This window comes from Micromonospora noduli (genome assembly GCF_003264475.1).
Lineage (GTDB): Bacteria > Actinomycetota > Actinomycetes > Mycobacteriales > Micromonosporaceae > Micromonospora > Micromonospora noduli.
This window is the reverse complement of record NZ_PYAC01000012.1, coordinates 597,961-624,789: the sequence shown is the minus strand read 5'-3', so window position 1 is coordinate 624,789 and position 26,829 is coordinate 597,961. Positions and strand designations below refer to the sequence as shown.

General features: G+C 72.2%; 20 protein-coding genes. 7 read left to right on the top strand and 13 right to left on the bottom strand.

Translation table 11 applies throughout. From position 1 onward, the window contains the following. Window positions 1-161: 161 nt before the first annotated feature. The 9 genes from MED15_RS17615 to ftsY all read right to left on the bottom strand — a co-directional run bounded on the left by MED15_RS17615 (window position 162) and on the right by ftsY (window position 11,851). Window positions 162-1,241 (bottom strand): amidohydrolase family protein, encoded by a 1,080-nt coding sequence (locus MED15_RS17615; RefSeq protein ID WP_112605978.1) that lies wholly within the window; start codon window positions 1,239-1,241, stop codon window positions 162-164. A gap of 65 nt (window positions 1,242-1,306) precedes the next feature. Beyond that, on the bottom strand, window positions 1,307-2,866 hold the full coding sequence (gene ffh / locus MED15_RS17610; protein WP_112605981.1) for a signal recognition particle protein: 1,560 nt from the start codon (window positions 2,864-2,866) through the stop codon (window positions 1,307-1,309). Between the two features lie 114 nt (window positions 2,867-2,980). After that, complete coding sequence (locus MED15_RS17605) at window positions 2,981-3,637, bottom strand: response regulator transcription factor (protein WP_112581986.1); 657 nt, start codon at window positions 3,635-3,637, stop codon at window positions 2,981-2,983. Then, window positions 3,634-4,797: a sensor histidine kinase gene (locus MED15_RS17600; RefSeq protein WP_244220483.1), complete on the bottom strand. Its 1,164-nt coding sequence runs from the start codon at window positions 4,795-4,797 to the stop codon at window positions 3,634-3,636. Before MED15_RS17600 ends, MED15_RS17605 begins: the two co-directional genes overlap by 4 nt. 602 nt (window positions 4,798-5,399) lie before the next feature. After that, window positions 5,400-7,730, bottom strand: a complete 2,331-nt coding sequence (locus tag MED15_RS17595; protein WP_112581989.1) for a [protein-PII] uridylyltransferase — start codon at window positions 7,728-7,730, stop codon at window positions 5,400-5,402. A gap of 16 nt (window positions 7,731-7,746) precedes the next feature. Further along, window positions 7,747-8,085, bottom strand: a complete 339-nt coding sequence (locus MED15_RS17590; RefSeq protein ID WP_172862163.1) for a P-II family nitrogen regulator — start codon at window positions 8,083-8,085, stop codon at window positions 7,747-7,749. 25 nt (window positions 8,086-8,110) lie between these two features. After that, entirely contained in the window at window positions 8,111-9,523 is a 1,413-nt protein-coding gene (locus MED15_RS17585; RefSeq protein WP_112603477.1) for an ammonium transporter, read from the bottom strand. A gap of 276 nt (window positions 9,524-9,799) precedes the next feature. Beyond that, a complete protein-coding gene (locus MED15_RS17580; RefSeq protein WP_181518597.1) occupies window positions 9,800-10,663 on the bottom strand; it encodes a phosphotransferase in 864 nt (287 codons plus the stop codon). 6 nt (window positions 10,664-10,669) lie between these two features. Continuing rightward, on the bottom strand, window positions 10,670-11,851 hold the full coding sequence (ftsY, locus tag MED15_RS17575) for a signal recognition particle-docking protein FtsY (RefSeq protein ID WP_112603473.1): 1,182 nt from the start codon (window positions 11,849-11,851) through the stop codon (window positions 10,670-10,672). A gap of 184 nt (window positions 11,852-12,035) precedes the next feature. Between ftsY and MED15_RS17570 the strand changes: the two genes are divergently transcribed. The 5 genes from MED15_RS17570 to MED15_RS17550 all read left to right on the top strand — a co-directional run bounded on the left by MED15_RS17570 (window position 12,036) and on the right by MED15_RS17550 (window position 17,080). Then, window positions 12,036-13,763, top strand: coding sequence for an alkaline phosphatase D family protein (locus MED15_RS17570; protein ID WP_112581996.1), 1,728 nt, complete (start codon window positions 12,036-12,038; stop codon window positions 13,761-13,763). Between the two features lie 10 nt (window positions 13,764-13,773). Next, the gene (locus MED15_RS17565) at window positions 13,774-14,214 is read left to right on the top strand and encodes a MarR family winged helix-turn-helix transcriptional regulator (RefSeq protein WP_238681244.1); all 441 of its coding nucleotides are present in this window, start codon (window positions 13,774-13,776) and stop codon (window positions 14,212-14,214) included. A gap of 218 nt (window positions 14,215-14,432) precedes the next feature. Beyond that, window positions 14,433-16,010, top strand: coding sequence for an MDR family MFS transporter (locus tag MED15_RS17560; RefSeq protein WP_482805327.1), 1,578 nt, complete (start codon window positions 14,433-14,435; stop codon window positions 16,008-16,010). A 9-nt stretch (window positions 16,011-16,019) separates the two neighbouring features. Then, window positions 16,020-16,514 (top strand): universal stress protein, encoded by a 495-nt coding sequence (locus MED15_RS17555; RefSeq protein WP_181518596.1) that lies wholly within the window; start codon window positions 16,020-16,022, stop codon window positions 16,512-16,514. Window positions 16,515-16,558: 44 nt separating this feature from the next. Next, entirely contained in the window at window positions 16,559-17,080 is a 522-nt protein-coding gene (locus MED15_RS17550) for a DinB family protein (protein ID WP_112725576.1), read from the top strand. Window positions 17,081-17,087: 7 nt separating this feature from the next. Here the strand turns inward: MED15_RS17550 and MED15_RS17545 are convergent, their stop codons facing one another. The 3 genes from MED15_RS17545 to MED15_RS17535 all read right to left on the bottom strand — a co-directional run bounded on the left by MED15_RS17545 (window position 17,088) and on the right by MED15_RS17535 (window position 21,865). Next, on the bottom strand, window positions 17,088-17,708 hold the full coding sequence (locus tag MED15_RS17545; protein WP_112736212.1) for an HAD family hydrolase: 621 nt from the start codon (window positions 17,706-17,708) through the stop codon (window positions 17,088-17,090). Next, window positions 17,708-21,322 carry a chromosome segregation protein SMC gene (gene smc / locus MED15_RS17540; protein WP_112582002.1) on the bottom strand — a complete coding sequence of 1,205 codons (3,615 nt, stop codon included), beginning with the start codon at window positions 21,320-21,322 and terminating at the stop codon, window positions 17,708-17,710. The genes MED15_RS17545 and smc overlap by 1 nt, the downstream gene beginning before the upstream one ends. A gap of 348 nt (window positions 21,323-21,670) precedes the next feature. Then, the gene (locus MED15_RS17535; RefSeq protein ID WP_030487463.1) at window positions 21,671-21,865 is read right to left on the bottom strand and encodes a hypothetical protein; all 195 of its coding nucleotides are present in this window, start codon (window positions 21,863-21,865) and stop codon (window positions 21,671-21,673) included. Window positions 21,866-22,237: 372 nt separating this feature from the next. Between MED15_RS17535 and MED15_RS17530 the strand changes: the two genes are divergently transcribed. Both MED15_RS17530 and MED15_RS17525 read left to right on the top strand, forming a co-directional pair. Then, window positions 22,238-23,401 carry a CAP domain-containing protein gene (locus MED15_RS17530; RefSeq protein WP_112699988.1) on the top strand — a complete coding sequence of 388 codons (1,164 nt, stop codon included), beginning with the start codon at window positions 22,238-22,240 and terminating at the stop codon, window positions 23,399-23,401. 115 nt (window positions 23,402-23,516) lie between these two features. Next, window positions 23,517-24,359, top strand: a complete 843-nt coding sequence (locus tag MED15_RS17525) for an endo alpha-1,4 polygalactosaminidase (protein WP_112699987.1) — start codon at window positions 23,517-23,519, stop codon at window positions 24,357-24,359. 51 nt (window positions 24,360-24,410) lie between these two features. Here MED15_RS17525 and MED15_RS17520 read toward each other — a convergent pair whose 3' ends face one another. Then, a complete protein-coding gene (locus MED15_RS17520; RefSeq protein WP_112736210.1) occupies window positions 24,411-26,630 on the bottom strand; it encodes an MMPL family transporter in 2,220 nt (739 codons plus the stop codon). Between the last annotated feature and the right edge of the window lie 199 nt (window positions 26,631-26,829).

The following is a 26,829-nucleotide window of genomic DNA, read 5'->3' as shown; positions in this document are numbered from 1 at the left end:
CCTGGATGTAGTGGCATCCCCAAGCGCCGAGGCCACTACATCCTGGTTCGAGCGCGATCTTGCGGCGCACGCACGGCCCGGCGAAACAGCCCGGCGCGGAACAGCCCGGCGCGGAACAGCCCGGCGGGGCGCGGCCCGGCGGGGGCGACGCTCTCGCGGGGTCAGCGGATGACGCGGCCGCGGAGGATCGTGCGGGACGGGGCGCGGACGACGCGCAGGTCGCTACGGGGGTCTTCGGGGTAGACGGTCAGGTCGGCGAGGCCGCCTTCGACCAGCCCGGGGAAGCCGAGCCAGGCACGGGCGCCCCAGGAGGCGGCGGCGAGTACGTCGATGGGTGCCATGCCGGCCTGTTCGTGCAGCAGCAGCATCTCCTCGGCGGCCAGCCCGTGATCGATGCCGCCACCGGCGTCGGTGCCCACGTAGATCGGCACCCCAGCCTCGTGCGCGGCACGCACCACCTCGGGGAAGCCGTCGCGCAGCGCGAGCATGTGGTCGGCGTACCCGGGGAACTTGCCCCGTGCCTGCTCGGCGATGCCCCCGAAGGTGGCAATGTTGATCATTGTGGGGACCAGGGCGGTGCCCTGGCGGGCCATCTCGTCGATCAGGTCGAGGCTGAGCCCGGTGCCGTGCTCCACCGAGTCGACGCCGGCCCGCACCATGATCTCGACGGCCGACTCGGAGAAGGTGTGCACCGCGGCGCGTACCCCGGCGTCGTGCGCCGCCCGCACGGCCGCGGTGAGGGTATCCGCGTCCCAGGCCGGCGCCAGGTCACCGACGCCCCGGTCGATCCAGTCGCCGACCAGCTTGACCCAGCCGTTGCCGGCCCGCGCCTGAGCGGCGACCGCCGCGGCCACGTCGGTGGCGTCCACCTCCACGCCGATGTCGCGCAGGTAGCGCTTCGGCGGGGCGACATGCTGGCCCGCGCGGGCCAGTCGCGGCAGGTCCGGCTCGTCGTCCAGTTCGGGGTACGGGTACGGCGAGCCGGCGTCCCGGATCGCCAGCACCCCGGCGTCCCGGTCGACGTGGGCCAACGCGCGGGCCTGGTCGAGCGAGGTGATCGGGGCGCCACCTCGGGCGATGCCGATGTGGCAGTGCGCGTCGACAAGCCCTGGCAGCACGAAACCACCGTCGACGACGGTCTCCGAATCGGGCACCGGGGTGAAGGTCACCCGGTCGCCGACCAGCCAGAGATCCCGTACCTCGTCGTCGGGGAGCAGCACGCCGCGCACATGAAGAGCCATGCGCACAGTCCTACCCGATCACTCCCCGTCGGGGGCGAGCAGGTGGTCCTCGACCGGCACAGAGGTCAGCGCGGGCCCTTGTCGCCGCCCTTGCCGAGCTTGTTGAAGTCGATCTTCGGGAGCTTGAAGCCGGGCGGGAGACCCTGGCCGCCAGCGAGGTCGTTCGGGTCCATCCCCGGCGGGAGCTGCGGCATGCCACCCGGGAAGCCGGCGGGCATCCCGGCGCCGGCGCCCGTACGCGGACGACCGCCGCCCTTGGTGCCCTTGCGCTTGTTCTTCGGCGACTTGGTCGCCTTGCGGCGGCCACCGCCGGGCAGGCCCATCATGCCGCCCATCTGCTTCATCATCTTCTGCGCGTCGGCGAAGCGGTTGAGCAGCTGGTTGACGTCCATCACGGTGACCCCGGAGCCGTTGGCGATGCGCGCCCGGCGGGAACCGTTGATGATCTTCGGGTTGGTCCGCTCACCCGGGGTCATCGACCGGATGATCGCGGTGACCCGGTCGAAGTGGCTGTCGTCCAGATCGGCGAGCTGGTCCTTCATCTGCCCCATGCCGGGCATCATGGCCAGCACGTTGGCGATCGGGCCCATCCGCCGCACCGCGATGAGCTGGTCGAGGAAGTCGTCCAGGGTGAACTGCTCACCGCCCATCAGCTTGGCGGTCATCTTCTCCTTCTGATCGGAGTCGAAGGCCTGCTCGGCCTGCTCGATCAGAGTGAGGACGTCGCCCATGCCGAGGATCCGGCTGGCCATCCGGTCGGGGTGGAAGACGTCGAAGTCCTCCAGCTTTTCACCGGTGGAGGCGAACAGGATCGGCTGCCCGGTGACCTCGCGGACCGACAGCGCGGCACCACCGCGGGCGTCGCCGTCAAGCTTGGAGAGCACCACACCGGTGATGCCGACGCCGTCGCGGAACGCCTCGGCGGTGCGGACGGCGTCCTGACCGACCATCGCGTCGATGACGAAGATGACCTCGTCCGGCGAGACGGCGTCGCGGATGTCGGCGGCCTGCTGCATCATCTCGGCGTCGATGCCGAGCCGGCCGGCGGTGTCGACAATGACGATGTCGCGTGCGGCGCGCTTCGCGTGCTCGATCGACGCGCGGGCCACCTGCACCGGGTCACCGGTGCCGTTGCCGGGCTCCGGGGCGTACACCTCGACACCGGCCCGGCCACCGAGCACCTGGAGCTGCCCGACGGCGTTGGGGCGCTGGAGGTCGGCGGCGACGAGCAGCGGCTGGTGCCCCTGGGCCTTGAGCCAGCGGGCCAGCTTGCCGGCGAGGGTCGTCTTACCGGAACCCTGGAGGCCGGCCAGCATGATCACGGTCGGCGGCTGCTTGGCGAACTGGAGCCGCCGGCCCTCGCCACCGAGCACGGTGATCAGCTCTTCGTTGACGATCTTGATGATCTGCTGAGCCGGGTTCAGCGCCTGGGAAACCTCGGAGCTGCGGGCCCGCTCCTTGACGGCCGCGATGAAGCCCTTGACCACCGGCAGCGCAACGTCCGCCTCCAGCAGCGCGAGGCGGATCTCGCGCGCGGTGGCGTCGATGTCGGCGTCGGTGAGCCGCCCCTTGCCGCGGAGCTTGGTGAAGATCCCGGACAGGCGGTCACTCAAGGTGTCAAACACGCGAACATCCCGTTTGTCAGTGTTCCGGCGGGCACAACGCGGCCGGCACTGCGGAGTCCGGCCACCGCTAGGGTAACCGCCCGGCCGTAGGGCCGCTGTCGCCCGGCCCGGGCCTCACCCCGACACCAACCCCGACTGGTACGCGAACACGACGAGCTGGGCCCGATCCCGGGCTCCCAGCTTGCCCATCGCCCGGCTGACGTGGGTCCGCGCGGTCGCCCGGCTGACCACCAGCTGCGCAGCGATCTCCTCGTTGTTCAGGCCCTCACCGACCAGGCCGACGACCTGACGCTCCCGATCGGTCAGCGCCCCCAGTCGGGGGTGCGGACGAAGCACCCGGGACGGCCGGGTGGCGAACTCCCGCACCACCCGACGGGTCACCGACGGCGACAGCAGCGCCTCCCCCTCGGCGACGAGCCGGATCGCGCGCAGCAGCTCAGCCGGTCTGGTGTCCTTGGTGAGGAACCCGCTCGCACCGTGCCGCAGCGCGTCGAAGACGTACTCGTCCAGCTCAAAGGTGGTGAGCACCACCACCCGGGTACCGGTCAGATCGGGGTCGGCGACGATACGGCGGGTCGCCTCGATGCCGTCGATGCCGGGCATCCGGATGTCCATCAGCACCACGTCCGGCCGTTCCCGACGGGCCAACTCGACCGCCCGCAGCCCGTCGGACGCCTCGCCGGCCAGCGCCAGGTCGTCCTCGCTCTCCACCAGCGCGCGCAGCCCGAGCCGGACCAGGTCCTGGTCGTCGACGATCAGCACCCGGATCACGTCGTCGGCTCCAAGGGCAGCGCGGCGTACACCCGGAAGCCGCCCCCGGCTCGCGGCCCGGTGGTCAACCGCCCGCCCAGCGCCGCGACCCGCTCGCGCATCCCGGCCAGACCGTGGCCACCCTCGTCGTCGGCCGGAGCCGGCCCGGCGCGGTCGGCGCCCATCCCCCGGTCGGTGACCTCGACGGTCACCTCGTCGACGCGGTAGTCCACGGTCACCTCCGCGCTCGCCACCCCCGCGTGACGCAGCACGTTGGTCAACGCCTCCTGCACCACCCGGTAAGCGGCCAGGTCGAGCGCGGCCGGCACCTCCCGGGGGTGCCCGACCACGCGCACCTCGACGGCGAGCCCCGCCCCGGCGAGCCGGTCGCGCAGCGCGGGGAGCCGGGCCAGGCCGGGTACCGGCTCGCGCTCGGCACCCCGCCGCACCGCGCCCAGGGTCACCCGCAGCTCGTCCAGCGCCTCGCGGCTCGTCCGGCTGATCGCGGTCAGGGCCACCTCCGCCTGCTCCGGCCGCTTCGGCAGCAGGTGCAGGGCGATCTCCGCCTGCATGCTGATCGCGGCCAGCCCGTGCCCCACCACGTCGTGCACCTCCTGCGCGATGCGCAGCCGCTCCTCGTCGGCCTGCCGTCGCGCCTGCTCAACTCGGCTGCGGGCCTCTTCGGCACGGGTACGCGCGGTCGCCTCACGGCTCACCCGCACCACCACCCCCACCGCGAACGGTACGACCACCCAGGCCGCCGCGGGCAGCACTCCCGTCCAACCCGGCGCGGGCCCCCGCCCGAAGAAGACGTGCGCCAACAACAGAACGAACGCGCCGCCGGTGGCGAGCGCCGCCGATCGCACCGGCAGCCACACGGCCACGGTGTAGACCGCGACCAGGAACGTGACCAGAATCGGCCCGTACGGGTAGCCGATCAGCAGGTACGTCGAGGTGGCCACGGTGACCACGGCGAGGGCGGCGACCGGAGCACGCCGCCGGACGAGCAGGGCGAGCGCGGCGACGGCGATCAGCAGCCGACTGGCGGCGTCCACCGGCCTCGACCCCGGCTGGTTGTCCCCGGCCAGACCGGTGGCGAGCAATCCGAACGCGAGCAGCACCAGGGCGAGCGCGGCATCCGCCGCCACCTCCGGCCACCGCCACTGCCCGCCTCGTCGCATGGCCGTCATTCTGCCCGCGCAGCTGCCGCTCGACGTGCGTCCACGAGCGGCACCGCCACTACGCCCCCGGACGTACCCGCTGCCGCAGCCCGCCCCCGCTGTCCGCCCCGCGCCTCTCCCTGTCCGGACCGGCCGGTTACGGCCCGCCCCCGTCCCTGCCCCCGCCCTTCCTTGCCCGCCCGGCCGCTCACGGCGCCCACTTGTCCGGCGCTGCTAGCCGACGGACTTGCGGGCGGCGCTTGCGGGCGGCGCTTGCGGGCGGCGCTTGCGGGCGGCGCTTGCGGGCGGCGGCAAGCAGAGCTGACAGACGTCAGCGGACGCAATCGACGGCGGACATCGCGGAGAGCGCTATACCTCAGAGGTATAAATATGCCTCTGAGGTATAGCGCTGAAAGGGGCACGAGGGTCGGCGGGCCTGCTTCACGGCTGCTCCCGGGTGGCAGGGCCGAGGTGGCAGGGCCGCGAGGTCGCCGAAGAGAACCGGTAGCCGCAGAGGCAGCACGCCTCGACCCCCAAACCGCAGCCTCGGCCCGAACGGCAGCGCTGGCCAGGACGGCAGCGCTGGCCAGGACGGCAGCCTCGGCCAGGACGGCAACCGTGGATCAGACGGCGGCGAGGACCGCGGCCTCCAGGCGGGCCCGGGTGGCGTCGTCCGGCCAACCGCCGACCAGATAGAAGGCGTCGACCACGTCGGCGCCGAGGGTGGAGATGCGGGCCGCGCGGACCAGGGCGCCGGCCTCGTCGAGCGCGCAGGCGACCCGGTAGAGCAGCCCGGCGGCGTCGGCGGCGCGCAGTTCCAGCAGTACGGCGTCGGTGGCCGCCTCGCGGTGCCAGACCACTCGTGGAGCCGCGCCACCGCCACGGCTGGCGAGCGCACGGCCGCGCAGCCGTTGGATGACCGACACGTCGCCGGCGACCGCCCGGCGCAGGTCGGCGCGGAGGGGGACCGGGTCCGGCGGAAGACCGTAGCGGGGCTGCACCCGGCACTCGACCAGGGCCCGGCCGTCGACGGCGGAGGCGTCCGCGGAGATCACCTCCAGCCGGTGCAGCGCCAGGCAGCCGGCCACCGTGGCGAGCAGACCCCGCCGGTCGGCCGCCGCGACCGACACCCGGTCGCCGGTCAGGTGGACGACCGGCAGTGGCCCGGCCAGCAGCTCCGGGTTCGGGGCGGGTGGCTCGGGGAGTACGCCGGTGTCCAGCGCGGTGCGAACCCGGGCGACCAGCTCGGCGACGAGGCGGCCCTTCCAGTCGGACCAGGCCGCCGGCCCGGTCGCCGCCGCGTCGGCGCGGACCAACGCGTGCAGCACGTCGAGGGTGCCGGTGTCACCGACCGCCTCGGCCACCGAGGCGATGGTGACCGGGTCGCTCAGGTCCCGGCGGGTGGCCACGTCGGGCAGCAGCAGGTGCAGCCGGACCAGCTTGCCGATCAGCTCGACCTCCGCGGTGGGCAGACCGACAGTGGTGGCCACCGCCTGGGCAACCGGCACACCGACGGTGCTGTGGTCACCAGGGAGGCCCTTGCCGATGTCGTGCAGGAGAGCGCCGAGGAGCAGCAGGTCGGGGCGCTCCACCTCCCGGGCGTGCCGGCTGGCCTCGTGCGCGGTCTGCACGAGGTGCCGGTCGAGGGTGAAGCGGTGTACCGGGTTGTGCTGGGGCAGGCTGCGCAGCCGGGTCCACTCGGGCAGCCAGCCGTCGACCAGCCCGTACCTGTCGCAGGTCTCCCAGGCCGGCACCAGGCCGGCGCCGGCGCCGAGCAGGGTGATCAGCGCGGCCCGGGCCTCGGCCGGCCAGGGAGCCGGCAGGGGCGGGCAGTACGCCGCCAGCCACTCGCAGGTGGCCCGCGCGATGGGGATCCGGGTGGTGGCCGACGCGGCGGCCACCCGCAGCGAAAGGCTCGGGTCGGGGCGCGCCCCGATCGCCGTGCGGGCGAGCACCAACTCGCCGTCGTGTTCGACCACGTCGCGGGCGACCGGGCGGCGGGCGGGGCGGCCGTTGCCACCCCGGGAGCGGCCGGAGCGCAGCCGGTCGGCGGCCCGGAAGGCGTCGTCCAAGGCGTGGCTGACCGTGCGGGCGTCACCGGCGACCCGACGCAGCAGCGCGTCGCCGTCTTCCACGACGGCTCCAGGCCGCCGCGCGCCGTCAGACGCGCCGGGCTGGAGTTGTCGCAGGCCGAGCAGGTTGGCCACTCCGTCGCGCTCCTGGGCGACCAGCCGGTCGACCCGTCGGCCGACCTGCTGGTGCAGCGCGTCGCGGGTGTCCAACAGGCGCAGGTGGGCGGCGCGTACGGCGGGACGCAGCGCGTCGGTGATGCCGGCGGCGGAGATCGCCCGCAGCAGCCCCACGTCACGCAGACCACCGGCGGCCTCCTTGAGGTCGCCCTCCAGCAGGAACGCCAGCTCACCGTGGGACTGCCAACGGGCTTCGGTGACCTCCCGCAGGCCGGGCAGGTGCCGGACCGCGGTGCGTCGCCAGTGATCGGCGGCGGTGCGGATCAGCGCGTCGGCCAGCGCCTGATCCCCCACGATCAACCGGGCGTCGAGCAGCCCGAGGGCGACCTTGACGTCGTCCTGGGCCACCGAGAGCGCCTCGGCGACGGTGCGGACGGAATGGTCGAGCCGCAGGCCCGCGTCCCAGATCGGGTACCAGACCGAGGCGGCCAACTCGTCAGTGCCGGGCACCCCGGCGTGCAGCAGCACCAGGTCGAGGTCGCCGTACGGGGCACACTGCCGCCGACCCAACCCTCCGACCGCCAGCAGTGCCACCCCGTCCCGCTCCGGCAGCAACCCCCGCAGGAACGAGTCGTAGGCGGCGGCCCGCCCCCGCCGGGCCGCTTCCCCGATCCCCCCGGGAACGCCGACGACCTCGTTGATCAAGAGGTTCGCGTCGCCGTCATCGGCGGGTCCTGACGCGTTCTTCTTGATCAACGAGGTCATGTCGGTAGTGGCCGCGTCAGAGTGCGTCGAGGCCGCGTTCGCCGGTACGTACCCGGACGACCTCTTCGACACCGGTGACCCAGACCTTGCCGTCACCGATCTTGCCCGTGCGGGCCGCTCCGACGATGGCGTCCACCACCTTGTCGACGTCGATCTCGTCGGTGAGCACCTCGACCCGGATCTTGGGCAGGAACTCGACCGTGTACTCGGCACCCCGGTAGACCTCGGTGTGCCCCTTCTGGCGCCCGTACCCCTGAACCTCGCTGACGGTCAGCCCGGCCACCCCGAGGGCGTGCAGGGCCTCCTTCACCGCGTCCAGTTGGTACGGCTTGATGACTGCGGTCACCAGTTTCATGTCCAACCCCTCCATCCCAGGAACGTTAACCGGCGACCTTTTCGCTGACCGGCTCGGCGGGCTCCGCCTCCGGCTTGGCACCACTCGTCGCGCCGCCACCGGGGGTGCCGATGCCGGCCATCGCGAACGCGCTGCCCGTGCCGCCGCCGGCCGGGGACAGGTCGTAGCTACTCTCGGCGTGCTCGGCGATGTCGATGCCCTCGACCTCCGCCTCGGCCTTGACGCGGAAGCCGATCGTCTTCTCGATGACGAAGGCGAGCACCCAGGCGATGCCGAACGACCAGGCGGTGACGATCAGGCCGGCGAGGGCCTGCCGCCCGAGCTGGGTCGCGCCGCCGCCGTAGAAGAGGCCGTCGGAGGCGCCCACCACGTCGGTGATCGCGGCGTTGACCGAGTTGGTGGCGAAGAGACCGAGCCAGAGCGAGCCGATCCAACCACCGACGAAGTGCACGCCGACCACGTCGAGCGAGTCGTCGTAGCCGAGCTTGTACTTGAGGCTGACGGCGAGCGCGCACACGACACCGGCGACGATGCCGAGCAGGACGGACGCCCACGGTGCGATGAAGCCGCAGGCCGGGGTGATGGCGACCAGACCGGCGACTGCGCCGGACGAGGCACCGACCATGGTCGGCTTACGGTCTTTGACCCACTCGACAGCGATCCAGCCGAGCACCGCCGCCGCCGTGGCGAGCTGGGTGTTGATGAAGGCGAGGCCGGCGACCGAGTCGACGGTCAGCTCCGAGCCGGCGTTGAACCCGAACCAGCCGAACCACAGCAGACCAGCACCGAGCGCGACAAGCGGGATATTGTGCGGCTTCATGCCCTCACGCGGCCAACCGAGCCGCTTTCCGAGGACCAGGACCACGGCCAGGGCCGCCGCACCGGCGTTGATGTGCACAGCGGTGCCACCGGCGAAGTCCAGTGCGTGGATGTCGCCGCCGATGATGCCGCCGCCCCACACCCAGTGGGCGACCGGGAAGTAGACCAGGGTGGCCCAGCCGAAGGCGAAGAGCAGCCAGCCGGCGAACTTGGCCCGGTCGGCGATGGCACCGCTGATCAGCGCGACGGTGATCACCGCGAAGACCATCTGGAAGGCCATGAACACGTAGAGCGGGACGCCGATGCCGCTGGGGTTCTCCGCCGTGGCACCCCACAGGTCGGTTTCGGCGAGGAAGGTCTTGGTGCCGAGGTACGCGCCCGGGTCGCCCCAGAAGCCGTTCACGTCGGCCCCGAAGGCGACGCTGAATCCGTAGAACCACCACAGAATAGAGATGAGCCCGATAGCCGAGAAGCTCATCATCATCATGTTGAGTACGCCCTTGGCCCGGTTGAGGCCGCCGTAGAACAGCGCCAGTCCGGGGGTCATGAGCAGCACGAGCGCGGTCGAAACCAGCAGCCACGTGGTATTGGCGCCGTCGATCGTCGGTGCTTCAGGCACGCTGGCCTCCTAAAGGTGAAGTCCTCCTTCGCGGCTTTCCGGGGCAGCGTCGCCCGTAGGCCGGTTGCGCGGAAGCTTCGCGGCCGGCTGTTTCACTTTGGGTCCCGTGCGGGTTTCCGTTTCGTGACGGGTTGTTTCGGACGTGTCACGAACTCCGCACAGTCAGCAGCATGGACGACTGTGGATCGACCGGACGGTGAACGTCGATGGCTGACCGGTCAGCGGCATCGACCGGTGCGCCTGACACCCCCCGGCCGAGCATCGCCCGACCGGCGCTCAGCGGAGGGCGTTCTCCAGGGTGTGCCGCTCGTAGTCGAGCAGCCGCAGATCGCGCATCGGTCGACGCAGGTGGCCCTTGTGCACGATCCGGACGAACGCCGGCTCACCGGCGGCGGCCATCCGCCGGATCCCCTCGACGTGGTCCACGATCCGTTTGCGGATGGTCCGGATCAGCCGGTGCCGGTCCCGGGGGATCAGCCCGTACGCGTCGGCGAAGAGCCGGAGACGGCGCGGGCGGTCCGGGTGCTTCCAGCCCAGCGTGATCGAGTCCCGGTCCGCGAAGATCGGCACCCAGGTCCAGGCCGCGTACGCCACGTCGTAGATCCGCGCTCCGGGCGAGGCGAGGTCGAAGTCGATCAGCCCGAGGGTGCCGTCCGGACGCCAGATCACGTTGTGCGGCGCGGCGTCGTGGTGGCAGATCACCTCGGTGTCCGGTGGTGGGGGCCCGAACGAGCGCCAGACCGCCGCCTGCGGAGGGGTGAAGCCGTACTGCGCGTCGTGGAACATCCGCAGCATGGTGGCGACGGTGACCAGGGCCTCGTCGGTCACCCAGTGCGGGGCGAGCGGATATTCTCCGCACTCCCCCTCCAGGTACGACAGCACCTCACGGTTGCGCTCGTCCATCCCGAGCGCCCGGGGGGCGCCGGTGAACCCCACGTACTCCAGGTGGCGCAGCAGCGCGTGCACGGACGGGGTCCACGGCCCGGCGTTGCGTCGGACCGTGTCACCCACGCGGACAACGGTGCTCACGTTGCCGCCGTGCAGCGGGATCTCCTGCGAAGTCACGTACGGTCTCCCGAGGCGCTGCGAAGGATGGCCGGGGTCACGCCAGCCCGCGTACGCGCGATCGTCAGTGGTCACCCGAGACTACGCGTCCCGGCCGGTGGCCTCGGTCCCCAGCAACGCGTCGACGAACTGCGCCGGGTCGAACGGGGCCAGGTCGTCCTTGCCTTCGCCGAGGCCGACCAGCTTCACGGGGATGCCCAGCTTGCGCTGCACCGCGATCACGATGCCACCCTTGGCGGTGCCGTCGAGCTTGGTCAGCACCACACCGGTCACGTTGACCACCTCGGTGAAGACCCGGGCCTGCTCCAGGCCGTTCTGCCCGGTGGTGGCGTCCAGGATGAGCAGTGTCTCGTCGATCGGGCCCTGCTTCTCCACCACGCGCTTGACCTTGCCCAGCTCGTCCATCAGGCCGACCTTGTTCTGCAGGCGGCCGGCGGTGTCGATGAGCACGGTGTCCACGCCGGTGTCGATGCCGCGCTTGACGGCGTCGAAGGCGACGCTTGCCGGGTCGGCGGCCTCGGGCCCCCGCACGGTCTCGGCTCCGACGCGCGAGCCCCAGGTCTCCAGTTGGTCGGCCGCGGCGGCCCGGAAGGTGTCCGCCGCGCCGAGCAGCACGCTGCGTCCGTCGGCCACCAGCACCCGGGCGATCTTGCCGCAGGTGGTGGTCTTGCCGGCGCCGTTGACGCCGACGACCAGGACCACAGCCGGCACGCCGTCCTTGGGGGCGGTCCGCAACGAGCGGTCCAGGCTCGGGTCGAGCGCGTTGACCAGCTCGGCGGCGAGCAGGGCCCGCAGCTCGGAGGCCGAGCGGGTGCCGAGCACCCGGGTGCGCTCGCGGAGCCGGTCGACGATGTCGCGGGTGGCGTCGACGCCGACGTCGGCGGTGATCAGGCTGTCCTCGATCTCCTCCCAGACGTCCTCGTCGAGGTGGTCGCGGGCGAGCAGGCCGAGCAGGCTCTTGCCGAACACGTTCTGTGAGCGCGACAGCCGCGAGCGGAGCCGGACCAGCCGCCCGGCGGTCGGCTCGGGGACCTCGACCTGTGGTTCGAGCACCGGCGGCGGCTCGACCAGGACGCCGGTGGACAGATCGGACTCCGGTGCCTCGACCGGCGGGCCGGCGAGATCCTCCTCGGCCCTGGTGTCGACCTCCGTGCGTGGCAGCGGGGGCTCGGGCCGTCGCCGCAATCGCGGCACGACCAGCCCGACTGTGCCGGCGATCAGCACACCGAGCAGGACCAGAGCGAGGACGAGATATTCGGCCATGCCGGAATCCTGTCAGATGCCGGCGGCGGCGTCCCAGCCACCGCACCCCGAGCTGTGCCCGGAGCCTCAGCCACCGCACCCCGAGCGGTGCCCGGAGCCTCAGCCCACCGCTCCCGCGCGCGGTACTGGGGGTCTCAGCACCGCACCCGGCCGGCACCAGCGAACCGGCGGTAGGCTCGGCCGCATGCCCGCCGCACACCTCCTCATCGGCCCACTTCTGCGGCGAGTGGTGGACACCCGGGCGACGATCTGGGTGGAGACGGCGGCGCCCGCCGTGGTCACCGTCCGCACCGCCGGCGGCGCCACCGGCACCGCGCCCACCTTCTCGGCGTACGACCACCACTACGCCCTCGTGGTGGTCGAGGGCCTTGCCCCGGACAGCGAGACCACCTACGAGGTGCTGGTCGACGACGAGATCGTCTGGCCGGTGCCGAGCAGCGGGTTCCCGCCGAGCGTGATCCGCACCCGGGCCGCCGACGATCGGGACCAGCCGGTAAATCTGATCTTTGGCTCGTGTCGCGAGACCACCCAGCACGCCACCACCCGCAAACTGCCACCGGACGCGTTGGACGCGTACGCCCGGCGGCTGATGGCCGACCCGGAGTCGAACCCGCTGCCCGATCTGCTGGTGCTGCTCGGTGACCAGGTCTACGCCGACGTCACCTCGCCCACCGTGCGCCGACTGCTGCGCCGACGGCGGCGGCGGCCGAAGGGTGCTCCGGCCGACCAGGTGGTGAGCTTCGACGAGTACACCAAGCTCTACCTGGAGTCCTGGCGTGACCCGGAGATCCGCTGGCTGCTCTCCACAGTGCCCAGCGTGATGATCTTCGACGATCACGAGATCATCGACGACTGGAACACCTCGGCGGCGTGGCGAGCCGAGGTGCGCGAGCAGCCGTGGTGGCAGGAGCGGATCGGCAGTGGGCTCGCCTCGTACTGGGTCTACCAGCACCTGGGCAACCTCTCCCCCGACGAGATCGTCGCCGATCCGGTCTTCGCGAAGGTCGCCGCCGCCGAGGACGCCACCAGCGTGCTGCGCGAGTTCGGTCACCGGGTCGACCAGGAGTCCGACCTGGCGCACGACACCGAGCGCTGGCGCGCGGTGCAGTACCAGTGGAGCTACGCACTGGACCTGGGCCGGACCCGGCTCGTCATGCTGGACAACCGGTGCAGCCGGGTGCTCGAGCCCAACAGCCGGGCGATGCTGCCGCCCGGCGAGTGGGCCTGGTTCCTCGACCAGGCGCACGGGGTCTACGACCACCTGGTGGTGGGCGCCTCACTGCCCTGGCTGCTGCCGCAGGGCATCCACCACATCGAGGCATGGAACGAGAAACTGGCGGACTCACGCCGACCGTGGGTGGCGCGCGGGGCGGAGAAGCTGCGCCGCGCCCTGGACCTGGAGCACTGGGCGGCGTTCCGGCGGTCCTTCGAGGCGCTCGCGGAGACGTTCGCCCGCATCGGCACCGGCACCCCGCGGCAGTCCGGCGCGCGGATCGGGGCCGGCCCGGCGTACGCCCCACCGGCGTCGATCAGCGTGCTCTCCGGTGACGTGCACCACTCGTACGTGGCGCGGGCCCGGTTCGCGGACCCGGCGGTGGTGACCCCGGTGCACCAGCTCACCTGTTCGCCGATCCACAACCAGGTGCCGGCGGGCATCCGTCCGCTGATGCGGCTGGGCTGGTCGCCCGGTCCCGCCGGGGCCACCCGGGCGCTGGCCCGTTCGGCGGGCGTACGTCGACCGGGGGTGCGCTGGCGCAAGCTGGCGGGCCCGTACTTCGGTAACGCCGTCGCCACCCTGACCCATCACGGGCGCGGGGCCGACGTGGTCATCGAGGGCACCACCAAGGACGGGCACCTACGCCCGGTGATGCGGCGTCGACTCTCCGGCGCCGGCGAGCCGGTCGCGCCGTAGTCTCTACGCCGTGGACGAGCACCTGCCGGAGCCGATCCGGGCGGTCGAGCACGAGTTGACCGCTCTGCTGCGCCGTGGCCGGGCGGTCTCCTGGGAGATCGCCCGGGAGGTGCACCCGAACCTGGAGCCGAACACCTACGGGTTGCTGCTCTGGTTGCGGCGTAGCGGGTCGATCCGGTTGACCGAGTTGGCGGCGCGGCTGGGCGTGGGCAAGGGGACGCTGAGCCGGCAGATCAACGCCCTGGAGGTCCTCGGTCTGGTGCACCGCGACCCCGATCCGAGTGACCGGCGGGCCGCGCAGATCAGCCTGACCGACGAGGGGCAGCGCCGGTTCGACGTGGCCCGCGCGGCCCGGCTGGGCGAGTTCCTGCGCGCTCTGGACGGCTGGCCGGAGCGGGACGTCGAGGAGTTCGCCCGGCTGCTCGGCCGGTTCAACGACTCCTGGCAGTAGCCGCACGGTGCCAGGGAAGTCCTGGCAGTAGCCGCACGGAACCGGGAATAGGGTGCCGGTCCGACAAGTTGTTGCTTCAGGCAACCAAGTAATACGTTTGCCTCAGGCAACTCACAGGCGGCCTGTGCGTACCAGCCCCGCCGTTCCACCTCGACTCCGCTCGGAGGCAACAAACGATGAGCCAGGCGACAGTGCCTCCCCAGGCGACCGCCGTGACCATGACCCACCGGCAGATCCTGGAAGCACTCTCCGGCCTGCTGCTGGGCCTGTTCGTCGCGATCCTCTCCTCCACGGTCATCTCGAACGCGCTGCCGCGGATCATCACCGAACTGCACGGCGGCCAGTCCGCGTACACCTGGGTGGTGACCTCGGCCCTGCTCGCGACCACCGCGACCACCCCCATCTGGGGCAAGCTGGCCGACCTGACCAGTAAGAAGACGCTGGTCCAGCTGGCCCTGGGGATCTACGTGCTGGGCTCGGTGCTGGCCGGCCTCGCCCAGGGCACCGGTGAGCTGATCGCCTGCCGGGTGCTCCAGGGCGTCGGCGCCGGCGGTCTCACCGCGCTGGCCCAGGTGATCATGGCCACGATGATCGCGCCCCGCGAACGCGGCCGTTACAGCGGCTACCTCGGTGCCGTGATGGCCGTCGGCACCATCGGTGGCCCGCTGATCGGCGGCGTGATCGTGGACACCTCCTGGCTCGGCTGGCGCTGGTGCTTCTACGTCGGCGTGCCGTTCGCCATCATCGCGCTGATCGTGCTCCAGAAGACCCTGCACCTGCCGGTGATCAAGCGGAAGGCCGAGATCGACTGGTGGGGCGCCACTCTGATCACCGCGGCCGTCTCGGTGCTGCTGATCTGGGTCTCGCTCGCTGGCGACCAGTTCGCCTGGGCCTCCTGGCAGACCGCCGCCATGGTCGTCGGCGCGCTGGTCCTCGGCGCGCTGGCCATCCGGGTCGAGACCCGGGCCGCCGAGCCGATGATCCCGCCACGGCTGTTCCGCAACCGCACCATCACCCTCGCCGTCATCGCCAGCATCGCGGTCGGTGTGGGCATGTTCGGCGCATCGATCTTCCTGGGCCAGTACTTCCAGATCAGCCGCGGGCAGAGCCCCACCATGTCCGGTCTGATGACCCTGCCGATGATCCTCGGCCTGCTGGTCGCCTCCACGGTCATCGGGCGGGTCATCACCAAGACCGGTCGCTGGAAGCGGTACCTGGTGATCGGGTCGGCGCTGCTCACCATCGGCTTCGCGCTGATGGGCACCCTCCGCGCCGACACCAACTTCACACTGCTCAGCGTCTACATGCTGCTGATCGGCGTCGGCCTGGGCATGACCATGCAGAACCTGGTCCTCGCCGTGCAGAACACCGTCGGCCCGCACGAACTCGGCGCAGCCAGCTCGGTGGTGGCGTTCTTCCGCAGCCTGGGTGGCGCGATCGGCGTCTCCGCCCTCGGCGCGGTGCTCGCCCACAAGGTCAAGGACTACACCGCCGACGGGCTGGCCCAACTCGGCATCCCCGCCTCCAGCTCGGGCAGCGGCGGCGCCCTGCCCGACGTGCACACCCTGCCCGGCCCGCTGCGGGCGGTGGTGGAGAGCGCGTACGGCCACGGCGCCGGTGACATCTTCCTGGCCGCCGCCCCGTTCGCGCTGATCGCGCTGATCGCGGTGGCCTTCATCAAGGAGGTGCCACTGCGCCAGCACAACGGCAACCCGGTTTCCGACCAGGTCGAGCGGGAATCGACAGTCGCTGCCGGCGCTGGCGCATCCGTGATCCGTACCGGCGAGCAGAGGTGAGGTAGAGCCATGGGCGTGGGAGCACCGGACCGCGAGGAGTACGGCCCCCGGACCCGACCGCTGCCCTTCGAGCGCGGCACGGACGGCCCTCGGGTGATCATGGTGGGCATCGACGGCACCCGGACCTCCGAGCGGGCCGGCTCCTACGCCGCGGGCCTGGCCCGTCGGCAGGGCGCCGCGCTGGTGGTGGTCTTCGTCAGCTCAACGAGCGGGCTGACCGCCCTGGTGCCCGGCATGGACGCCGGCGCGGTCCAGCGCACCCACGACGAGTTGGCCGACGAGCTACGCCGGGAGTGCCGGCGTGGCGCCGAGCAGTGGGGCATTCCGGTGACCCTGCTGGTGCGGCGCGGCGACGCGTACGGCGAGCTGTGCGCGGCGGCCGACGAGTTCCAGGCCGACATGCTGGTGGTCGGCGCCTCCGAGCAGGCCGGACACCGGCTGGTCGGCTCGGTCGCCACCCGGCTGGTCCGCGCCGGCCGCTGGCCGGTCGTCGTGGTGCCCTGATAACCCGTCGCGCCATGTCCGAGGTGCCGGGCAGGATGCGCGGCATGACCTGGATCGCGCCGGAGATCACCCGGACCCCCGAACCGTACGTCGGCGACGAGCGCACCATGCTCGACGGCTGGCTCGACTACCACCGACAGACACTGCTGCTCAAGTGCGCCGGCCTGACCGAGGAGCAGTTGCGGACGCCGAGCGTCCAACCGTCCGGGCTGACCCTGCTCGGCCTGGTCCGTCACCTGGCCGAGGTGGAGGCCTGGTGGTTCCGGGAGAACTTCGCCGGCGAGCCTGTCGACTACCCGTACTTCACCCCGGAGACCCCGGACGCCGACCACGACGTCAGCGCCGCCGACGCCGCTGCCGACTTCGCCATCTTCCACCGCGAGGTGGCTCTGGCCCGCGAGGCCGCCGCCGGCCATTCGCTCGACGAGACGTTCACCGAGGTCGGCGCGAAGAAGCGCACCTTCAACCTGCGCTGGGTGTACGTGCACATGATCGAGGAGTACGCCCGGCACAACGGCCACGCCGACCTGATCCGCGAACGCATCGACGGCGTCACCGGCGAGTGACAGGCGCTCAGTAGTCCAGGGCCGCCCGCAGGTAACGCAGGTCGGCGTGGCCGCCCCAGCGGTGCGCCGACAGCCCGGCCGACCGGGCGCCCCGCACGGCCCAGTCCTCGTCGTCGACGCAGAGGACCCGGGCCGGCGGAGTGGCCAGGGCCACGCAGGCGGCCTTGAAGTATTCCGGGGCGGGCTTGTGCACGCCGATCACCGAGGAGTTGACCACCACGTCCAGCTCGCCGACCAGGCCGAGCGCGGCCAGGTCGGCGTCGAGCAGGTCGGTGGCGTTGGTGCCCAGCCCGACCCGGATGCCCGCCGCCCGGGCCTCCCGAACGAACGCCAGCACCTCCTGGTCGACCTCTCCCCGGTAGCTCTGCCACTGCTCCACAGCGGCGCGGGCCCGTTCCGGGCTGCCCACCGATTCGGCCAGGGCGTCCGCCACGCTGGTCATCCACTCGGCGTGGTTGACCTGGCCGGTGAGCACCGGCTGGAGCCGCCCCCACTGCATGGCGATCTCACCGAGCACGCCCTCGGAGAGGCCGTACTCCCGCTCGACAACGGCGGCCACCGCCGGGTCCCACCGGCGCAGCACGCCGTCGAAGTCCAGCAGGAGCGCCGTCGCGCGTTCCCGAGCCACTACCCGTTCTCCTCGCCGCGGCCGTGCCGCTGGTCGTCCTCGTCGGCCCGGTTGAGCCGTTGGCTGATCACCTGAGTGACCCCACTGCGCATCGTCACGCCATAGAGCGCGTCGGCGATCTCCATCGTCCGCTTCTGGTGCGTGATGACGATCAGCTGACTCTTCTCGCGCAACTGTGCCAGCAACGTGATCAGTCGGCCCAGGTTGACGTCGTCCAGGGCCGCCTCCACCTCGTCCATGATGTAGAACGGGCTGGGCCGGGCGCGGAAGATCGCCACCAACATGGCCACCGCGGTCAGCGACCGCTCGCCACCGGAGAGCAGCGACAGCCGCTTGATCTTCTTGCCCGGCGGGCGGGCCTCCACCTCGACGCCGGTGGTGAGCAGGTCGTCCGGTTCGGTGAGGATCAGCCGTCCCTCGCCACCGGGGAAGAGCACTGTGAACACCTGCTCGAACTCCCGGGCGGTGTCCTCGAAGGCGCTGGCGAAGACCTCCAGGATCCGTTCGTCCACGTCCTTGACCACTGTGAGCAGGTCCCGACGGGTGGCCTTGAGGTCCTCCAGCTGCTCGGAGAGGAACTTGAAACGCTCCTCCAGCGCGGCGAACTCCTCCAACGCGAGTGGGTTGACCTTGCCGAGCAGGGCCAGTTCGCGTTCCGCCTTGGCGGCACGCTTCTCCTGCACCGGCCGCTCGTAGCGCACCGGCTCGGGCACCGGCAGACCGTCACGTTCGGCCGCCGCGACGTCGACCTGGGTCGGCGGAACGGGCTGAGTCGGGCCGTACTCGGCGACCAGCGTCTCCACGTCCAGCCCGAAGTCCTCGGCGGCCTTCGCCTCCAACTGCTCGATGCGCAGCCGCTGCTCCGCCCGGGCCACCTCGTCGCGGTGCACCTGGCTGGTCAGCCGCTCCAACTCCGCGCCGAGCCGCTTGGCGGCACCGCGTACCTCCTGAAGCTCTGCCTCCCGCGCGGCGCGCTCCAGGGCGACCGCGTCGCGGTGCTCCTCGGCCGTCGCGATCGAGGTGGTAAGCCGGGTCAGCGCCTCCCGGGCGCCACCGGCGACGGACCGGGCGATGCCCGCGCCCCGGGCGCGGGCGGCCCGCCGCGCCGCCGCGCGTTCCCGGGCGGCGCGCTCCGCGGTGGCCTGCCGCGCGAGCGAGTCGGCTCGGCCGGCGATCGAGGAGACCCGCTCCTCGGCGGTACGCACGGCGAGCCGGACCTCCATCTCGTTCTGCCGGGCCTGCGGCACCATGGCCGCCAGTTGATCCCGTTCCTCCGTGGAGGGCTCGGCGTCGACCGGGGTCTCCTCGGCCAGCCGTAGCCGCTCCTCCAGCTCGGCGAGCGCGGTGAGGTCCCGTTGCCGGGCGGCCTCGGCGCGGGAGCGGGAGTCGCCGAGCCGGTCGGTCTCGGCCTTCGCGGAGCGGGCCGCCGCCCCCAGCTCGGCCAGCCGGCGAGCAGCAGCGTTGCGGTGGCTCTCCGCCTCGCGCTTCTCGGCGGCGGCGTGCTGCACGGCCTCCTTGGCGGCCGCCACCTCGGCGCGCGCCTCGACCAACTGATCACGAAGCTCCAGGCCAGCGCGTTCGGCGGTGACCCGGTTGGCGCGGGCCTCCTCGACGGCGGCCTGCACCTCGATGTAGCTCTGGGCCTTGGCCGACCCGCCCGCCGCCGCGTACGCCCCGACCACGTCACCGTCCGGGGTGACCGCCCGCAGCTCGGGGTTGCTGGCGACCAGCTCGGCGGCGGCGGCGAGATCGTCGACGAGCGCCACGTCCCGCAGGGCCCGGTGCACCGCCGGACGCAGCTCGGCGCTGCACTCCACCAGATCAGGTGCCCACCGGGCGTCGTCCGGCAGCTTCGGGCGCAGCGCGTCGGCGGAGCCGGTCATGCCGGGCCCCGCCGGGCTGCCGACCAGCAGGCCGGCCCGGCCGGCGTCGGAGATCTTCAACAGCCGCATCGCCTCGACGGCCTCGTCCACCCCGCTGACGGCGACCGCGTCGGCGAGGCCGCCGAGCGCGGCGGCCAGCGCGGCCTCGTGACCGGGCGCGACGGTGAGCAACCCGGCGAGGCTGCCGAGCAGGCCGGGCACGTCCCCGGCGCGGGCGAGCAGCGCCCCGGCGCCGTCCTTGCGCCGCAGCCCCAGGGCGAGTGCCTCCTCGCGGGCCTTCCAGGTGGCGGCGTCCTTCTCCGCCGCCCGCTCGGCGTCGGACAGCGATCGGACGGTGGCCTGGGCCCGTTCCTGCACGGCGACCGCCTCGGCGTGCCGGGCGTCCAGGTCCGCGTTGTCCCGGTCGGCCTCGGTGGACTGGGCGGCGACCGCGTCCAGGTCGGCCTGCGCCTGCTCGGCGCGGCCCAGCGCGTCGGCGTGCGCGATCGCGAGGCGTTCGATCTCCTCGCCGGCGCTGGTGGTCCGGGCCCGGGCGGAGTTGACCTGGCCGGTGAGCCGGGCCATCCCCTCGCGCCGGTCGGCGATGGCCTTGGCCGCGGCGACCAGCTCGCGCTCGGCGGCGGCCAACTGCCGCTCCAACTCCTGGCGGTGCTCGACCGCCTCGGCCAGTCGGATCTGGTCGTCGGTGAGCGCGCCGCGCAGTTCCTCCTCCTGCTCGCGGACGCGTTCCGCCTCGGCCTCCAGCTGGTCCGGGTCGCGGCCGGGCCGCTCGTCGTCGCCGGTGGCGCTGAGGTGCCGCAGCCGCTCCCGGGCCAACTGCTCGATCGAGCGGAAGCGTTCCTGGAGGGCGGAGAGCTTGTACCAGGTGTCCTGGGCGGCGGCGAGCAGCGGCGCGTCCTCCGCGAGGGCGGCCTCCAACTCGCCGAGCCGGCCCTGCACCTCGGTGTGCTCACCCTCGATCTGCTCGCGCCGCTCGCGCAGCGCGGTCTCGTCGGCGATCTCCCGGTCGAGGGTGGTCCGCAGGGTGGCCAGGTCGTCGGCGAGCAGTCGCAACCGGGCGTCGCGCAGGTTGGCCTGGATGGCGGCGGCGCGCCGGGCCACCTCGGCCTGCCGGCCCAGCGGCTTGAGCTGACGACGCAGCTCGGCCGTGAGGTCGGTCAAGCGATTGAGATTTACTTGCATCGCGTCGAGCTTGCGCAGCGCCTTTTCCTTGCGCTTGCGGTGCTTGAGGACGCCGGCCGCCTCCTCGATGAACGCCCGGCGGTCCTCCGGCTTGGCGTGCAGCATGCCGTCGAGGCGGCCCTGCCCGACGATGATGTGCATCTCCCGGCCGATGCCGGAGTCGGAGAGCAGCTCCTGGATGTCGAGCAACCGGCAGGAGTTGCCGTTGATCTCGTACTCGCTCTCGCCGGAGCGGAACATCCGGCGGGTGATGGACACCTCGGTGTACTCGATCGGCAGCGCGCCGTCGGTGTTGTCGATGGTGAGGGTGACCTCGGCACGACCCAGCGGTGCCCGGCCGGCGGTGCCGGCGAAGATGACGTCCTCCATCTTGCCGCCACGGAGGGCCTTGGCGCCCTGTTCGCCGAGGACCCAGGCGATGGCGTCGACGACGTTGGACTTGCCGGAGCCGTTCGGGCCCACCACGCAGGTGATCCCGGGCTCCAGCTTCAACGTCGTCGCGGAGGCGAAGGACTTGAACCCCTTCACCGTCAGGCTCTTGAGATACACCTACTCGATCCTCGTCCGGTGGCCGCCGTACCGTCGCCGGCTGTGGGGACCTGGGTGAACTCGCAGACTAACCCGGCGGTGCGAGCGGCCCGGCACGCGACCCGCCCCGCGTCGTGTCGACGGTGGGCGCGCTGTTGTTCCGGAGACCGCGAGAAAGGCAAGCGCCTTTCATGATCGGCTTATCCGCCGACGCGCTTTTCGGTAACTGCGCGGCGCGCTTCCCGCACGATCGGCCGCAAGATCATGAATCGTCGGCGTCGAAAAGGACCCGGACAGTGTTACGCGCCGGCACAGAGGTGTCGGCGCGTATTTTTGCGGTGGTGCGATTCAGTTTTTACGACCTGAAGATCAGGTCAGCGCCGGCTCGGCCAGACGGAGCAGATCGTCCGCCTCCGCCGCGGCCGCCGCGAGCCGATCATTGTCGGCACGCAGACGCGTGATCTCGAACTCCAGTGCCTGAACCCTGGAACGCAGTCGGGTGACCTCGTCGAGCAGACGCCGGTCGGGCGCTGCACCTACGTGGCCGTAGAGGGCCTTCGCCATGCTGACTCCTTGATATGCGCTGCCGGAAAGGCCGGCCAACGCGCGCCCAATTCATACGCGGCTGTCATTCCAGGCTGTATCTGGGCATGACCGGGCGCGACTGGCGACACCTATATATTGAGCCGCAAACCCCTCCTTCGTCAAGTTCTCGCAGGCCGTAGATCATCTCCACGTCGACCTGTCCACTTGTCGGGGGGCTGCCGCAAGGCACGGACACTCTCTGTCCGGACGCCTTTACTGTACGCCCGGATCTGCGGAAGTCCGCACCCTGGCGTCCGACTTCCCCTTAACTCTTTCTTAGCCACGTTGCCGCAGGTCGTAGGCGCGCCGTAGCGTCACCCCGGCCCGCAACCGACCCCTGGAGGCATAGGCGTGTACGGCTGGACCGATCCGATGGACCCGAACGGCGCCCCCCGGCGCGCCGAGGGACCGACCGACGAGCCGGCCTGGCTGCACGACCGCCCAGAGCCCCGCTCGGCCTACCTCTTCGGCGACGAGCCCGGTCAGTCGGGCGACGAGTGGCACCGGGAGCAGCCCACCGAGGGCCGGCAACCGGACCCGGTGATCCCCGCCGAGGCGGCCGACGCCCGCACCGCGGCCTGGGGGGCCTACCAGCCGGACAGCGAGACCGACGGCTGGGGCGACAGCCGCCCGGCCCAGGACACCACCGGCGGACGGCGCGCCGAGGCGCCCGGCGGCTGGCACACCGACACCGACCCGGAGAGCACCGACGGCTGGCACGGCGCAGCCGAGACCGGCCGGCCCGGCGAGGGACGGCACCGCTCCCCACGCCGCTGGCGCCGGCCGCTGATGATCGGGGGCGCCGCCGCGGCCGCCACCCTCGTGGTCAGCTTCGGCGTCGGCGCGCTCACCCTCCCCGGCGGTGACGACGGGGCCGCCCAACCGACGGCCGTCGACGACTCCTTCGCCGCGTCGGCCGCGCCGACCGAAGAGCCGGCGCTGGACACCCTCGCCGCACCCTCCCCGTCAACCATCCCCACCCCGGCGTCTCCGAGCCCGTCGCCCAGCAAGGTCGTCAAGCCCACGCCGGCGTCGTCGCGGAGCACCGCCGCGTCGCGCCGCAGCGTCGAGCGCAGCACCGCGCCGAGCAACACCGGCAGCTCCACCGGTTCCAACGGCTCCAGCGGCTCCGTCAGCGCTCAGGCCCGTGAGGTGGTGGACCTGGTCAACGCCGAGCGGGCCAAGGCCGGCTGCAAGGCGCTGAGCATCGACGACAAGCTGATGACGGCCGCCCAGCGGCACAGCCAGGACCAGGCCGACAACCAGAACATGTCACACACCGGCAGCGACGGCAGCAACGCCGGCACCCGGCTGGACCGGGTCGGCTACACCTGGCGCACGTACGGCGAGAACGTGGCCTGGAACCAGAAAACCCCCGCCGCTGTGATGGACGCCTGGATGAACAGCTCCGGCCACCGGGCCAACATCCTGAACTGCGCGTTCACCGAAATCGGCGTCGGCATCGCCAACAGCAACGGGCCGTACTGGACGCAGGTCTTCGCGGCGCCGCGCTGACCGCGCGTCGTTCCCGCCCCCGCGCTCGTTGACCCGTGAGGTACGTCGGGCCGGAGCGTGGGGGCCGCGTACCGGTGCGGGCGGCGACCGGCCGTCCGGGACCCGGGAGCTGCCGATGCGGATCCGGCCGCGGCGACGCGTCGCCGTACGCCCACTGCGCCGCGCCCTGTCCGCCAGCGTCGCTCTCGTGCTGCTGGTGCCGGCGTACGGGTGCCGGCCCGAGCTGACCCCGCCCGGCGCGCCCACCGCGTGGCCGGCGGCCCAGGCCCGGCACTGGCAGTGGCAGTGGCAGCTCAGCGGCCAGCTCGACCCGGCGGTGGACGCCCACGTCTTCCTCCTCGACCCGGTGGCCACCACCGCCGCACAGACCGCCGAGTTGCGCTCCCGGGACCGCCGGTTGATCTGCCAGGTGAACGTGGGATCGGTCCGCTCCGACGACCCGGACGCCAGCCGGTTCCCGCAGGTCGTCCGGGGCGCGGCCGGGCGTCGACCCGACAGCCGGTGGCTGGACGTCCGGAGTTGGGACGCGCTCCGGCCGGTGCTGGCCGACCGGTTCCGGCTCTGCCGGGGCAAGGGCTTCGGCGCGGTGGCGCTCTTCGACGCCGACGGGTACGCGGCACGCACCGGCTTTGCTCTCGACTTCGACGACCAACTGCTGTTCAACCGCCGGCTGGCCGAGTTGGCCCGCTCGCTGAGTCTCTCCCCGGGGTTGGTCAACGACGTGCCACAGCTCGCCGCGCTGGCCCCGGACTTCGACTTCGCGGTCAACGAGGAGTGCGTCCGGCTGGCCCAGTGCGCCAAACTGCTGCCGTTCAGCGACGCCGGCAAGCCGGTCTTTCACGTCGAGTACACCGGCTCGACCGACGACTTCTGCGTCACCACCGTCGGCTACGGCTTCGCGTCGATCCGCAAGGACCGCACGCTGGACGCCTCCCGGGAGCCCTGCCCACTTCCCTGACCCCGTTGGGCCAGGCCACGATTCGCGGCCTGGCCCAGCGGGTTCGGGCGGTCAGGGGACCGGGACCAGCTCCGGCGCGGGGGCGGGCGGGTCGGTGGGCGCGGGTGCCGGGCGGGGCCGCAGGAAGCGCGGGGCCCACCAGTTGGCATCGCCGAGCATGGTCATCAGCGCCGGCAGCACCACTCCCCGGATGATGGTGGCGTCCAGCAGGATCGCCGCCGCCAGACCGATGCCGAGCTGCTTCATGTCGATAGTGCTCAGCGTGGCGAAGATCGAGAAGACCCCGACCATCACGATCGCCGCGCTGGTCACCACTCCGGCCGACGAGGTGATCCCGTACGACACGGCGTCGCGGTTGGGCAGGCCGGACCGGACACCCTCGCGGATCCGACTGACCACGAAGACGTGGTAGTCCATCGAGAGGCCGAACAGCACCACGAACAGGAACAGCGGCAACCAGGACACGATCGCGCCCATCGACGTGAAGCCGAGCAGTCCCTGCGCCCACTCGCCCTGGAAGATCAGCACCAGCAGACCGTACGCGGCACCCGCGGAGAGCAGGTTCAGCGCGATCGAGCTGGCCGCGATCACCACCGACCGGAAGGTGAACGTCATGACCAGGAAGGTCAGCACCAGCACGAAGCCCATGACCAGCGGCAACTTGTCCCGGACGTGCTGGGCGTAGTCCTCGCTGTCGGCGACACTCCCGCCCACCGCGTACTCGATGCCGGGAATGCCGCGCAGCTCGGCCGGGACCAGGTCCCCGCGCAGCTTCTCCAACGACTGCACCGACCGGTCGTCGCGACTGGCGTACGGGGTGGGGACGTCCAGCACCGAGACCCGCCGGTCGGCCGACACCTCGATCTTCGGGCCGTCCGCCTCGGCCGGGGCGAACAGCGGATCGCCGGCAGCCCGGGTGGACAGGCCGGTGAGGGCGGCGCGTACCCGGTCGGCCTGGTCGGCGGGCGCCCGGACGGCCACCACGTGATTGGTGCCGGCGCTCGGGAAGGCGGCGGTGAGCCGGTCGTACGCCTGCATTGCCGGCGTCGTGCGAGGCAGGTCCTCCATGCCGGGGAACTTCAGCTTCATCCCGAGCGCCGGCGCGGCCAGCGCGAGCAGCAGCCCGACCGAGATGACAAGCGTCGCCACCGGCGCGCGCAGCGCGGGCCGGAGCACCGCCGGCCACAGCCGGGGCGCGCGGGACTCGCCGTGCCGGCCGGTACGCGGCGCGGTCAGTCGCCAGAGCAGCGGCACCCGGGGCCGGTCCACCCAACGACCGAGCCGGGCCAGCAGGGCGGGCAGGACGGTCAGTGAACCGGTCACCGCGACGGCCACCACGAGGATCGAACCGATGGCGAGGGACGAGAAGACCACGTCGCCGGCGAGCAGCAGCCCGGCCATCGAGATGATCACCGCGAAGCCGGAGACCACCACCGCGTGCCCGGAGGTCTCCGCGGCGATCTCCACCGCGTCCAGACCGGACCGACCCTTGGCGCGTTCCTCCCGCTCCCGACGGATGTAGAACAGCGAGTAGTCGACGCCGACCGCCATGCCGATCAGCAGGATCACCGGTGCCGTGGTGTCGGTGGCCGGCACCAGGTGCGAGGCGAGAGTGGACAGACCCATCGCGGCGGCCACCGAGGAGAGCGCCAGCAGCACCGGCACGCTCGCCGCGATCAGCGCGCCGAACGCGATGATCAGGATCGCCAGGGTGACCGGCAGACTGAGCAGTTCGGCGCGCTTGAAGTCCTTACCCAGGGTGTCGTCGAGGGCCTGGCCGATCGACGGCCCGCCGACCTGCTCGACGCGCAGCCCGGGGTACGCGTCCTGCACGGAGGCGGTGGCGTCGCGCAACGGCTGCACCCGATCCGAGGCCGTCTCCGGGTCACCCGACATGGTGATCGGCAGCAGCAGCGCCGAGCCGTCCCGCGCGGTGACCGGCTGGCCCACCCCGGCCACCCCGGCGACCGTACGCAGCCGGGCCGCCGCGTCGTCGGCCGCCGACTTCGCCGCCGCCTGGTCCAACGCGCCGCCCCTGGAGGTGATGAGGACGTTGTCCACGGCCGGGTCGTCGAAGTCACCGCCGTCCACGATGAGGCTGGCCCGCCCCGCCTCGCCGATCGCCTGGTCACCGCTGGTGGCCTCGTTGAGTCCGGCGGCGTTGCCGCCCACGAAACACACCGCCACGAACACGGCCCACAGCGCGATCGCCCGCCACGGGTGCTCGGCGCTCCACCGCGCCAGCCGCACCGTCACCGGTCTTCTCCCCATCTCGGGTCCCCCTGTCACGTCAACCCCCTGTCAACGGTGCTGACGCTAGGTGCGTGACGAGGCGGTCACATCGGGGATCGACCCGGGCCCACCCTGGAACCACCGGACCGGGTGCGGGGGTGCGTTCGCCGGGGGTCGAACCGCGATCCGGACGTACACCGGGGTCCACCCCGGAGCGACAGGCCGCGACCCGCCGGCA